The following is a 13,645-nucleotide window of genomic DNA, read 5'->3' as shown; positions in this document are numbered from 1 at the left end:
CCTATATCTGGGTTGGAATAACGGTTAATAAGGCACGTTGCCCAATTTCAACGCTGGCGTTAGGAAACACAATCGCTTCGCCGTCATATTGCGCTCGGTACTCCATGCCACTTTCAAATGCTAACAAGTGATTTTTAGGAAAGTCACTAAAATTGGGGGTTTCTAATGCAAAATTCAGTTCAAAGTCAGCGTGTCGTTTATTGATGACTTGGTTCACCTTATAAATCAAAAAGTCGTCAGAACAATAATTTTTAAGCTGTAAATCTTCGTCACAAATTAGCGCTGTAAGAGTGACCACTACTTCGCTAAAATTTTGCATATTATTTTGTCCAAACGGCATGACCTTGCCCAATTCAACTGTAAAGGCATGGGCGTTAAACTCATTGCTAGAATAATAACTAAAAGTAGTGGTTGCGCTGCCAGACAATAAAATGGTATTCACACCACAGGCTAACAAAATTTGCAGCTGGTATTTGTCCCAGGCTTTACCATTTAAGAATGGATACACAGCAAACTTGTCGTTTTTAGAGGCGCGAATAGCGGTGTGTAAATCATAATGGAAGCGCTCACGCTGTGGTTCAGTTTCAACATCCAAATAAAAGTGTTTTACCGCCTCTTCTAACTGCTTCGCGCGGCACCTTTCGTGATTCATTTTCTGCCCTGTGGGTAGATTATTATGCTCGCCACTAAACAGGCGATTCATATTTTCTTCAACAAAACGTTCCGCTATGTCCATTGCCGGCAAATTACCAAATAAAAATAAGGTTCGTTGCTTAACAATTGTTTTACCCGTCAATATATCCCTAACTAAATCATCACATATCTCGATAGGAGCGGTTTCATTACCGTGCACCCCGCAAGAAAGCACAATATCTTTGGTACTTTCAGCGATAGGCTCAAAGCTAATAATCCCCTTTGCTACCACCGTAACTTGGGTATGGGTTTCGATAAGAAATTGAAAAGCACTTGAAAAACGTGAATCAGCAGTCCGCGATAACGCCAGAAAATTACCCTGTTGTTTTAGTTCTCGGATAGTATCTTGAATAGACGTGTTGGTTTGTGTTTGCATAAAGAGTTTGTGGTGACCTCAGAATTTATTTCTAAAGACTTAATGTTACGCTAAACCGCGTGTTAACTCTCCACTTTTACACACTAGTTGGAATTCACCACAGCCAATTAAGCGAGGTGATATTGGCGAACAAATGATGTACCCACTGCAAGATCCTTGCTAGCCAACTCAACAAACTCATGCATAGGTATCGCCTTAGAAAATAGATAGCCTTGACCTGACAAAACCCCAATTTCACGGAGAATATGCAAGTGCTGAATACTCTCAATACCTTCTGCTATTAACTGACATTTTGCGGCTTCAGCAATCAACTTGCTGGCCTCTACTATCGCTCGATTCACTGGGCTTTCGTCAATTTGCATAATAAACGATTTATCAATTTTAATAGTATCAATCTCAATATCACGCAAATAAGCGAGGTTGGAGTATCCTTTACCAAAATCGTCGATGGCAATGGTTGCTCCAAGTGCACGAATTTGTGATAGTTGTTTTTTAACTAAAATCGAATTTGATAAAGCCACGTCTTCTGTCAGTTCTAATTCAAATTGTGATAATTCTACTTGGTGTTTTTGTGACATTGTTCTGAGATTACTTGCAAATTTCAAATCATATAATTGCGAAGGCGACATATTCACCGCAATTTTCAATGGTAACCCCAAACTATTAAGATGTGCGGCACTAACGAAGGCTTGTTCTAATACCCAATACCCCAACTCATTCATCATATTGTATGATTCGGCTGCTTCTATCAGGGCGCCTGGAAAAATCAGCCCATCTAATGGATGATTCCAACGCAACAAACACTCAGCACCAATGATACGTAGAGTACTTAATTCAATTTTAGGTTGAAAGTAGATCTCTAATTCATTCTGATCCAAAGCACGAGTGATATCCGCTTTTAACGCTAAAGCTCTACCCGACGAATTATGAATGGAGTTTTGTGCATATTGAAAATTATCAAACTTATTGTCTTTGGCCTGCTTTAAAGCGGTTTCAGCCAAAGAAAAGAAATTATTTATATCAGTATTATTTTTCGGATTAGTTGCTGTACCCACATTAAAATCAGCTATAAAGGCGTGATCATCACATTGAATAGGAATTTTGAAATGTTGTACTAAGTGTGTATAAAAATCATAAAGCTGGTTTTGCTGATGAGCCCCCGTCAAAACCAAACCAAAAACATCACCACTAATTCGACCAAAAATTGCGTTGTCGTTAAATAAAAAAGCAATTCGATTAGCAATTTCTAATAATACTCTGTCACCATATTCGTAACCGAAGCTGCTACTGACATCAGAAAAACGCACAATATCAATCAATAATATAGATTGCTCGGTATCTACTTTAAGAAGCTGTTCTATTTCCCCCAAAAAGACATACCGATTGGGAATGGTTATTAATGACTCATGCTGCATTAAAAAAGATTGCCTTACTAGTGATTCAGGTCAGATATTTATGCCCTAGCTAAATCCCTTTAACTTTAATAATAATTTATCGGCTTAGAACCGATAATCTTGAGTAAATTATTACACACTTTTACTAATAAAAAAGCTCAAACTTTTGTTTGAGCTTTTGTTTTACAAAATATTAACCTATCGGGTCAAACCTATAGATTAGACCCTAGTATAAATATTCATTTGTAAACACTGAAATTAATCTACTGAGCAAGGTTGTAGTTGCCAAATTTTTTCAACGTAATCTTTAATGGAGCGGTCTGAAGTAAACTTCCCCATACGCGCCGTATTTAAGATTGCCATTTTAGCCCAGCCTGCTTTATCAGCGTATGCCTTGTCGGCGCTTTGCTGTGCCTGCGAGTAAGACTCAAAGTCCGCCAACACTTTATACGGGTCCCCGCCTTCTAATAAACTATGTTTTATTGGCGCTAAAGCCCCCGGTTTACCAGGGGTAAAATAATCTGTTTCAAGCCAATCTAAGACCGCTTTAATTTCTTTGTTGTTGTAATAAAAATTGTAGGGTGTGTAACCAATCTGATCGAGTTCATGGACTTGGTCTACTGTTAACCCAAATATGAATATATTTTCATCACCCACTTCTTCGGCAATCTCGATGTTCGCACCGTCTAAAGTCCCGACTGTTAATGCACCATTGAGTGATAACTTCATATTTCCGGTGCCTGACGCCTCTAGACCAGCAGTAGAAATTTGTTCAGAAATATCAGCAGCTGGGATCATTTTTTCAGCTAGGCTGACTCGATAGTTGGGCAAAAATACCACCTTGATTTTGCCATTGACGCGTTTATCGTTATTTATCTTTTCAGCCACTTGGTTGATTGCGTAAATAATGTCTTTGGCTAACTTGTATCCTGGAGCCGCTTTAGCCCCAAACAAAAATACTCGTGGTTGCATATCGTAACTGGGATCTTCTAATAAACGACGATATAACGCCATGATATGTAATAGGTTAAGGTGTTGACGTTTATATTCATGCAATCGTTTAATTTGTACATCAAAAATTGCTTTGGGATCAATTTCAATTCCTGTAAGCGCTAAGACTTCTTTTGCCAATGCGACTTTGTTTTCATGTTTAATTTTCATGAATTGTTTTTGAAACTTGGGATTGTCAGCAAATTGACTCAATTGCTCTAACTTTTCCAAATTCAACGGCCAATCGTCACCAATTTTTTCATCAATCAAAGCTGATAACTTTGGATTACATGCCTTTAACCAACGACGCGGTGTAATGCCATTAGTAACATTCGTCAGTTTATCCGGCCACATATTATGAAATTCTGGGAATAGGTTTTTCTTCACTAGTGCAGAATGGATTTCGGCCACACCATTGACCTTAAATGAACCAATGACCGATAAATTCCCCATGCGTATCATCTTCTCATTGCCTTCTTCGATGATAGATAACTTCTGCTTAATAACGTTGTTGCCAGGCCATTGTTTTTCGACTTCGTTCATAAAACGGTGATTAATTTCGTATATGATTTCCAAATGCCTTGGCAGAATTTTTTCGAACATACGCGCGGGCCACTTTTCTAGCGCCTCTGGTAACAAAGTATGATTGGTATAAGCAAAACTTTTACTACAAATTTCCCATGCGTTATCCCAATCAAGCTCAGCCCTGTCTAATAAAATCCGCATCAATTCAGGTATGGCAATGGCAGGGTGAGTGTCATTAAGTTGAATCACTACTTGGCTTGAAAAGCGACTCCAATCTTTGCCGTGTGCTCGTTTGTAGCGACGAATAATATCTTTGAGTGAGCAGGCGCTAAAGAAATATTGTTGAATTAACCTTAACTCTTTACCTGCCTCAGTTTCGTCATTTGGGTACAACACTTTGGAAATAGTCTCTGCTTGCACATTTTCCTTTTGTGCATCCACGTAACCACCCGCGTTAAATACGTCCCAGTTAAAGTAATCAGATGCTTGGCTTTGCCATAAACGCAATACATTAACGGTTTTTCCGCCATAACCAACTACTGGAATGTCCCATGGTAAACCTTTAACGATTAGACCTGGATGCCATTCTTTTCTTATTCCACCATTCTCTCCGTATTTAGTTTCGACGTAACCGTACAAAGGTATTTCTTGTATCGACTCCGGACGACAAATTTCCCAAGGGTTTCCGTAGTCTCGCCAGCTATCGGGACGTTCTATCTGTTTGCCATTTTTGATTTCTTGACGGAACAAGCCATGTTCATAATGTAACCCATAACCTACTGCAGGTAGATCAAGGGTCGCTAATGAATCAATAAAACATGCGGCTAAACGTCCCAATCCACCATTACCCAATGCCATATCAGGCTCTTCTTCCATAATGTCGGTAAGGTTAACGCCTAGCTCGTTTAAGGCTTGGTCTGTTTGTTCAAACAAACCTAAATTATGTAGGTTATTAGACATCAAACGGCCCATTAAGAATTCGGCAGAAAAATAATGTACCGCTCTCGTGTCGTTTAGATAGTGTGATTTTTGAGTCTTACGTAATTGCTCTAAAACATGTTCCTGTACTGATGCACAGGTTGCTTTCCACCACGCGTGGTTATTGGCTTTGTTTTCATCGGTTCCTAAAGAACAATGTAAATGTCGAACAATCGCTTCTTTAATCGCTTTTTTGGGTAAAGAAGAAGTTTCAGAAACTGACTTTTTTGCGCTCATATCACACCTCAAATTTGGGTTATTACCACGCCACTTGCCCCGAGAAATATTCGAAATTAGGTTTTAAATGACGTAATAAAATTACAGATAAATTTAATATGACAGTTTTAGCAGGATTTTTTGCGAAGAGTTGTTAAAAAAACGTTAACAAAACACAAAAACATACGTATTCACATCAAAACACGTATGCTTTTTACAATAGGACAACAATTTAACTCTTAAATTTAAACATTTGCTGTTTTAAATACTTGTTCCACCAAGGCTTGGGCTTCTTTAACCAATAAATCAAGATGTTCAGATCCATTGAAACTTTCAGCGTATATTTTGTATATTTCTTCGGTTCCTGATGGACGCGCCGCAAACCATCCATTTTCAGTGCTGACTTTTACTCCACCGATAGCGGCATTGTTTCCTGGCGCGTGAGTCTGAATGTTTGTAATGGTTTCTCCAGCAAGTTCCGTGGATTGAATGACACTTTTGTCCATCTTACTTAGTACTTGTTTTTGAGCGTGATTCGCTGCCACATCAATACGAGTATAAACTGGGGCTGAAAATTGTTCGGTAAGTGCTTGATAATGTTCGCTAGGATCCTTTCCAGTCACCGCAATAATTTCGGCAGCTAACAAACACAAGATAATCCCATCTTTGTCTGTTGCCCAAGGTTTACCATTACGCCTCAAAAATATACCACCCGCACTTTCTTCACCAGCAAAGCCAATTTCGCTGTTTAATAACCCGCCAACAAACCATTTAAAACCAACTGGCATCTCAGCCAATTCGCGTCCTAGACTCGTCACCACGCGGTCTATCATGCTGCTTGATACCAAAGTTTTTCCTACTTTGATATCCTGCGGCCAATCTGTTCGATGTTGATACAGGTATTGAATAGCCACTGCCAAATAATGATTGGGGTTCATCAACCCCCCTTTCGGGGTCACAATACCATGTCGATCGAAATCAGGATCATTACCAAAAGCAACATCAAATTTATCTTTTAAGTCAATCAAGCCGGCCATTGCATAAGGAGATGAACAATCCATACGAATTTTTCCATCTTTATCGCGACGCATAAACCCAAATTGTTGATCAACGTTACGATTAACCACCTCAATGTTTAATCCATAACGCTGCGCTATTCTGTCCCAATAACCTAACCCTGCACCGCCTAACGGATCAGTACCCAAAACTAACCCAGCTTTGGCAATCGCTTGCATATCAATAACTTGATCTAATTGAGCAATGTAATCTTCTGCGAAATCAATTTCTTTAACATAAACAGAGTCATACGCATCGTTTAAGCTCATGCGTTTAACGTCTGCCATGTCATTGCTGATAATTTCGTTGGCTCGCTGCTGAATAAGGTTAGTCACATCGCTGTCTGCGGGTCCGCCATGGGGAGGGTTATATTTAAAACCACCATCTTCGGGGGGGTTATGTGAAGGCGTGATCACAACTCCATCAGCTTGTTTCTGAGGTGAATTCGCGTTGTGCTGCAAAATAGCATGGGATATGACAGGGGTTGGAGTATAACCACGGGCTTCTTGTACCACTAAAGACACACCATTAGCGGCTAACACTTCAACGGCAGTTGAAAACGCAGCCTCTGACAATGCATGAGTATCCATTCCCATATATAAAGGACCAGTGATACCTTGCTCTTGCCTATACTCTACCAGCGCCTGACTGATTGCCGCGATATGGTTATCATTAAAGGTATTTAACAATGCACTACCGCGATGTCCAGATGTTCCAAAAGAGACCGCTTGAGTACTGTCTCCCTTCTTCGGTTGATTGGTATAATAGGCGCTAGTCAATTTAGCCACATTGACCAACTGCTCTTTACTTGCGGGTTTTCCTGCTTCTGGATGTAGAGCCATAGTGATCCTTTTATTTATTCAATATGTTCGGGGGCAAAAATCTCGATTAGTTGTTGTATTTCCGCCGATTTAAAACCGACTTGCTCAGCCACTTCTTTGAGCATATTAATTTTCTTCGCAGTGTTGTTGTTGGTTATCACCCAATAATCAGAGCCTGGCACATTTTTAGGATTAGTACTGCTGCCGGTTCCTAATAGGGTGTCCTTATCAGTCGCAAAATAGGTTCTATTGCGCCCACTCATTCCCAACACTTTAGCAAACTGCTGGGTGTTGTGTTTGTGGATAATCGATAACACTAACAACCACCTTTCTACAATTTTAGGAATAGCTTGTAACTGCTGGCCTTCAAGCTCACTAAAAACAGCCGCCGACTGACAAATCGAATCAGCACTTTGTGTATTGCTTATTGGATTAGTGACAGTGCTATCTGGCGTAACTTTTTCTGAAACGCTTTTGTTGTCTGTATTGAGTAGCGACTCTGGCATAACAAGTCGGCGTAAAATATCTGATGCGCTTTCACCGATATCTTGGGTTTGTGAGGCTATAAAGTGGTAAAGATCGTCTTCTATTTGAATACTTTTCATGAAATTTATTATTTTAAACTGTGCACATGTGGCTAGATTATACTTATTGCCACAATCAAATCATCGATTAATTTAATTTCATACACAAGTATTAGCTAAACCACCAAAAATTAGACTAATTTGCGCTAAAATATTGATTCGCCCAACATTATTAATTCTTCGGATACTCAAATTTTATGCTGCATAACAAATTGGCTATGGCCATAGAACAATCTTGTCAGGTGTTAATTGGAAAACAACCGCAGATTAAATTGGCGTTAACCTGCTTGTTGGCAAATGGTCACTTGTTAATTGAAGATTTACCAGGAATGGGCAAAACCACTTTGTCGCATACTTTGGCAAAAGTATTGGGGTTAGAGTATTCACGGATTCAATTCACCTCAGATTTGCTGCCAGCAGATATGTTAGGCATCAACATTTTTGACAATAACGAACAGAGTTTTCGTTTCCATCCAGGACCCATTTTTAATCAGTTAGTATTGGCAGACGAGATTAACCGCGCCAGTCCTAAGACTCAAAGTGCACTGCTTGAAGCAATGGAAGAACGACAGGTCAGTTTGGATGGCGAAACTCGCCCTCTACCTTCTCCATTTTTTGTAATTGGTACTCAGAACCCTTCACATCAATCGGGCACGTATCCTCTACCTGAGTCTCAATTGGATCGGTTTTTAATGCGAATTCAACTGGGATACCCCGACAAAGAGGCTGAAAAAAGCATGCTAAAAGCCCAATTGGGCGATGGCCAACATACTGTAAAAACGGTAATGGACATTGCTGAATTCATTGAGTTGCAAGTGAAAGCCAGTCAGGTACATGCGTCTGATGAATTACTCAATTACATTTTGCGTTTAGTCACCTTTAGTCGCGAAAGTAATCAATTTGCCAACCCCTTGTCGCCAAGAGCAACAAAAGCCTTATTAAGTTCGGCGAAAGCTTGGGCCTTTATCAATAACCGAGATTTTTTGATCCCTGAAGATGTACAGGCGGTGCTTTCGTCTGTGGCTGAACACAGGTTACGTAGTGCTTCAAGTGACTTTAGTACTCAAGGAAGCCTGAGTAAAATATTGCTCGAATCTATTGATCCCATTGCAGCTTAGACAAGACTATGACAGTGATAAACAATTACTGGAATAAATGGTTAAATAAACGCATTCCAGCCGCAGCACAACATCAACTAAACCATCATAGCATTTTCATTTTACCCTCTAAATTCGGGGTTTTATTCTTGTCGTTATGCGTATTATTGTTTTTGCTTGGTACCAATTATCAAAATAATTTGATGCTGTTACTGTGCTATTTTTTGTTAGCGATATTTTTAGTGAATTTGCTGGCTAGCTATATCAATTTTGCGCGTATCAATTTAAAAATAGGAAAGTGTCCCGAAGTCTTCGTTGATGACAACTTACATATTCCGCTGTGGTTAAATACCAACAACAGCGACAATACAGCACACGGCTTATTGCATTTTACCTTTCAAAAAACCAAACAAAAATCTAAACAGTCTATTAAAATTCACGTATTACCGGCAACGACTGTGGTTGATGCTGATTTGTTTTCGAATCCAATTAGCTTAAGTCAAAAGTGTCAACAGCGTGGAAAATTGACACTGTCTAGGGTCACGGTAGAAAGCTTCTATCCTTTGGGATTATATCGTTGTTGGACACATTTGGCTTTTACTCACCAAATTACGGTTTTTCCTAAACCCATACCTTGTGAGATACAGTTACACCTAAGTGAACACAATAGAACTAACGACAATGCCACAAGTGCTAATTCACTATCTGGGCACGATGATTTTTCCCATCTTAAAACCTATCAATTAGGCGAACCGTTAAATCATGTCGCATGGAAACAGCTAGCCAAAGGCCGCGGAATGGTGAGTAAACAGTTTGATTCTGCAGGTCACCAGTTGGGTTGGCTTAAACTATCCAGTGACTATGCAAAACGTCCCTTGTTAAATTCTAACAATGCCCCTGTAGTAGCCTTAGAAAAAGAGCTAAGCAAATTGTGTTATCAAGTCATCGAATTGAGTCGTTTGCAGCAAACCTTTGGGTTAGATTTAGGCGACCATTGTATCGCGCCCAATAATGGCAACGATCATAGACTGGCCTGCTTACAAGCCTTAGCGAATTTCCCCAACGGGAATGTTACCAATGTCTAATAAGCAAAATTTAGAATCCAAGAAACAGCACTCGCTGCAATCTTCTAAAAATATAGCGCTGCTACTTATAGCGGCAACATTGGTGCTCATTAGTTTTAGTCTTTTTTCGACGGTACTCACTTGGATATTATTACTGGTAACTTGTGGCACTGTTATACGCGGAGCTATTTATTTTAAATATTACAAACACTTACCCTCTATTCGAACCTTAAATTTACTGGCGCTACTGAGTATACTGGGTTTAATTTACTCAGCCCTAAATGCGGGTTTGTTATTTGGCATGGTTAATTTATTGGTACTTGCGTGTGCTTTAAAACTGATGCAAATGCGTAGTCAAAAAGACGTCTACCAATTAATTATTAGTTTGTTTTTTTTAATTGGCTGTGGATTTATTTTTAACCAATCTATTGGTTTTAGCCTATTTTATGGCTTAATGAGTTTAGTTATTTTATTCAGCTTGGCTTGTTACCACGCCCCATCCATTGCAGTTCAAAAACATATAAAGACTATATCAGTGCTTAGTTTGCAGGCTTTTCCTATTGGTCTACTAATGTTTCTAGTGCTACCGCAATTGTCACCTCTATGGCACACTCCAAAAGCCAATGGAGCAAGTACTGGGTTATCCGAACAAATTACTCCTGGGGATATTGCCGCTCTTTCACAATCCAGTGAATTAGCATTTCGAGCTACTTTTGAAAACATCCCGCCTATTGCTCAACAACGATATTGGCGCGCCATAGTAATGGAAGACTTTGATGGCAAAACATGGAAAGTGCATCAATATCGTCAGAAAATGCGCGAGCTTCAATTGAAAACCAAACAGCAATTTAAGCCTAAGTTAACGGGCCCTTATTTTGATTACACAGTCATCGCTGAGCCCACCTTCCAATCTTGGTTATTTGCGTTAGACCTTGCTCAACCCACCGGGCCTCGAGGCAGCAGAAATATTTTACAAAGCAGTGATTTTCAATTGTTTAGTCAGCAACCCCTAGCAAATAAATTTCAGTATGAGGTGCGTTCTTATCCCAATGCATTAAGCAGCCAAACTCTGACTCTGGCGGACAAACGCGTTAATCTACAAGTACCAGAACAAGGTAATAAAAAAACTCGAGATTGGGTCAGCCACCTTCGTTCGCAATTTCCAGATAACCCTAGTTTTATACAGGCAATATTGCGGCACTTTGTCGATAACCCATTTGTGTATACCTTGCGCCCAGAAGTAATGTTGGTTGATCCTATTGACAGGTTTTTATTTGATAATCAGGCAGGATTTTGTAGCCACTATGCTAGCGCACTAGCCTATGCACTTAGATTAGGGGGAATTCCATCTCGCATAGTGACGGGCTATCAAGGAGGAGAGCTAATCACTAATCCTGGAGACTCCGCCTATTTGAGTGTCTACCAATATGATGCTCACGCCTGGGTGGAGTCGTGGAGCGATACTACTGGCTGGCAACGTATCGATCCTACCGCGCTAGTGTCGCCCGACAGAATAGAATATGGGTTACGACAAGCCATGTTAGAGGAAGGTAGCTTTTTAGCAGACTCCCCTTTTGCCCTAGCACGGCTCACCAACATAGCGTGGCTCAACAATATTAGATTGTTTTTGGCAGATTTAGATTATAACTGGAGCCGCTGGGTTTTAGGCTTTAATAGTCAAACTCAAAGGGATTTGTTTAAGTCTATTCTAGGTAAGCTCACCCCAGAACGCCTGTCCATGTTAGGACTCGGAATAGTTTTGATAATTGCTTTGTTACTCAGTTTGTTTTTTGTCCCGCATTGGTTGCAAAACCGCGGTAGCACAACACAACGATTGTACTTAAAGGCCCTAAATGCCATCGAAAAAACAGGCACCCAACGAGCCACTTGGCAAGGGCCTAATGCGTTTAACCAACAAATCAATGAGCATTATCCGACGATAGTCAGTGAACCTTTTACGCATATCACACAGTTGTATTTGCGGCTGTCCTATCAAAATATTCAAGATACAAGTACGTCTGTATTAAATGTCAAACAGTGCCATCGAATGATGCGACGGTATTTAACCCAATTAAAAACGGGATTGCTCAAAGCTGATACAAATAGGATAAAAAGAACCTAAGCCCCCTTAGCGATAACGCTATTTCTGTGGCATAATGCGCGCCGAATTTTTAGCCATTTAATTAGTCAACCTAATCAGCACAATAATGAGTGCGTTGGCAAACCAAAGCCAAATATTATTACTGGGGAATCTACCTTGCTTACGACCGCAAATATTACCATCCAATTTGGCGAAAAGCCTTTATTTGAAAATGTCTCTGCCAAATTTGGCAATGGCAATAAATATGGCCTAATTGGCGCCAATGGTTGTGGGAAATCCACCTTCATGAAAATTATTGGTGGCGACTTAGAGCCTTCAGCTGGCAATGTGTCTGTGGACCCCGGTGAACGTATCGGTAAACTTAAGCAAGACCAGTTTGCTTACGAAGATTACAGCGTAATCGATACTGTCGTGATGGGCCATGGCGAACTTTGGAAGGTCAAAGAAGAGCGGGATGCGATTTATGCCAACCCCAATATGACCGAAGAAGACGGCATTAGAGTGGCCGATTTAGAATCTGAATTTGCGGAGATGGACGGATACACAGCCGAATCAAGAGCGGGCGAACTGTTAATTGGTGTAGGCATTCCAGTAGAGCAACATTTTGGGCCTATGAGTGAAATCGCTCCAGGCTGGAAGTTGCGAGTATTATTGGCCCAGGTATTATTTTCTGATCCTGACATCATGTTACTAGACGAGCCGACCAATAACTTGGATATTAATACTATCCGCTGGTTGGAAAGCGTACTCAACGAACGTAACTGCACCATGATCATTATTTCCCATGATAGGCATTTCTTAAACTCGGTTTGCACTCATATGGCAGATATCGACTACGGGGAAATTCGCTTGTTCCCGGGAAATTACGATGAATATATGACAGCAGCGACACAGTCTCGTGAACGCCTGTTGTCAGACAATGCCAAGAAAAAAGCGCAAATATCTGAATTGAAAGCCTTCGTGAGCCGGTTCTCAGCCAACGCCTCGAAATCGAAACAAGCAACTTCACGTGCTCGTCAAATCGATAAAATTCAATTGGACGAAGTGAAACCCTCTAGCCGACAAAGCCCTTTTATCCGTTTTGAAGAAAGCAAAAAATTACACCGCTTGGCTTTAGAAGTAGAAGGTTTAGCTAAGAGTTACGATGAAGAGTTGTATAAAAACGTAAATTTAATGGTAGAAGTAGGTGAAAGAGTTGCCATTATTGGGCCTAACGGTGTGGGTAAAACCACCCTACTAAAATGTTTAGTAGGAGACACCGATTTAACGGCTGGTAGCGTTAAATGGTCTGAAAATAGCAACATTGGTTACTACGCTCAGGATCATGCAGCTGATTTTGAAGAAGATAAAACCTTAATGGATTGGATGAACCAGTGGGCCCAAGAAGGTGACGACGAACAGGTTATGCGCGGTACTTTAGGCAGACTGTTGTTTTCCCAAAGCGACATCACTAAATCAGTCAAAGTGATATCTGGTGGTGAACAAGGCCGCATGTTGTTTGGTAAGTTAATGCTCCAAAAACCGAATATTTTGGTCATGGATGAACCCACAAACCATTTAGATATGGAATCCATTGAGTCTTTGAACTTAGCACTAGAAAACTACAAAGGTACCCTACTCTTCGTCAGTCACGATAGAGAGTTTGTCTCCTCGGTTGCCACTCGGATTATCGATATAAAGCCTGACGGCATAGTCGACTTTAAAGGTGACTATGAGAGTTATTTAGCAAGTCAGGGCGTGTAATCGACTT

The 13,645-nt window shown here is 40.4% G+C and carries 9 protein-coding genes; 4 read left to right on the top strand and 5 right to left on the bottom strand.

The genetic code is table 11. The features are described from left to right. Position 1: 1 nt before the first annotated feature. The 5 genes from astE to seqA form a co-directional block, all read right to left on the bottom strand. On the bottom strand, positions 2 to 1,069 hold the full coding sequence (gene astE, locus KO534_RS22110; RefSeq protein ID WP_215933427.1) for a succinylglutamate desuccinylase: 1,068 nt from the start codon (positions 1,067 to 1,069) through the stop codon (positions 2 to 4). Positions 1,070 to 1,176: 107 nt separating this feature from the next. After that, entirely contained in the window at positions 1,177 to 2,484 is a 1,308-nt protein-coding gene (locus tag KO534_RS22105) for a putative bifunctional diguanylate cyclase/phosphodiesterase (protein ID WP_215933425.1), read from the bottom strand. Positions 2,485 to 2,721: 237 nt separating this feature from the next. Then, on the bottom strand, positions 2,722 to 5,193 hold the full coding sequence (locus KO534_RS22100) for a glycogen/starch/alpha-glucan phosphorylase (protein ID WP_215933423.1): 2,472 nt from the start codon (positions 5,191 to 5,193) through the stop codon (positions 2,722 to 2,724). Positions 5,194 to 5,417: 224 nt separating this feature from the next. Further along, positions 5,418 to 7,070 (bottom strand): phosphoglucomutase (alpha-D-glucose-1,6-bisphosphate-dependent), encoded by a 1,653-nt coding sequence (gene pgm, locus KO534_RS22095; RefSeq protein ID WP_215933421.1) that lies wholly within the window; start codon positions 7,068 to 7,070, stop codon positions 5,418 to 5,420. A 14-nt stretch (positions 7,071 to 7,084) separates the two neighbouring features. Beyond that, positions 7,085 to 7,654 (bottom strand): replication initiation negative regulator SeqA, encoded by a 570-nt coding sequence (gene seqA, locus KO534_RS22090; RefSeq protein WP_215933419.1) that lies wholly within the window; start codon positions 7,652 to 7,654, stop codon positions 7,085 to 7,087. 176 nt (positions 7,655 to 7,830) lie between these two features. On the opposite strand from seqA, the gene KO534_RS22085 reads away from it, so the two are divergent. From KO534_RS22085 to KO534_RS22070, 4 genes are all read left to right on the top strand, one after another. After that, positions 7,831 to 8,751 (top strand): AAA family ATPase, encoded by a 921-nt coding sequence (locus KO534_RS22085; RefSeq protein ID WP_215933417.1) that lies wholly within the window; start codon positions 7,831 to 7,833, stop codon positions 8,749 to 8,751. A gap of 8 nt (positions 8,752 to 8,759) precedes the next feature. Then, positions 8,760 to 9,815 (top strand): DUF58 domain-containing protein, encoded by a 1,056-nt coding sequence (locus KO534_RS22080; RefSeq protein ID WP_215933415.1) that lies wholly within the window; start codon positions 8,760 to 8,762, stop codon positions 9,813 to 9,815. Further along, the gene (locus tag KO534_RS22075) at positions 9,808 to 11,916 is read left to right on the top strand and encodes a transglutaminaseTgpA domain-containing protein (protein ID WP_215933413.1); all 2,109 of its coding nucleotides are present in this window, start codon (positions 9,808 to 9,810) and stop codon (positions 11,914 to 11,916) included. The genes KO534_RS22080 and KO534_RS22075 overlap by 8 nt, the downstream gene beginning before the upstream one ends. A gap of 135 nt (positions 11,917 to 12,051) precedes the next feature. Beyond that, positions 12,052 to 13,638 carry an ABC-F family ATPase gene (locus tag KO534_RS22070; RefSeq protein WP_215933411.1) on the top strand — a complete coding sequence of 529 codons (1,587 nt, stop codon included), beginning with the start codon at positions 12,052 to 12,054 and terminating at the stop codon, positions 13,636 to 13,638. Positions 13,639 to 13,645 lie beyond the last annotated feature (7 nt).

Origin of the sequence: Paraglaciecola arctica, assembly GCF_018861065.1 — a bacterium.
GTDB classification, from domain to species: Bacteria; Pseudomonadota; Gammaproteobacteria; order Enterobacterales; family Alteromonadaceae; genus Paraglaciecola; species Paraglaciecola arctica_B.
The sequence above is the reverse complement of the archived record's forward strand: the minus strand, read 5'-3'. Positions and strand labels throughout refer to the sequence as shown.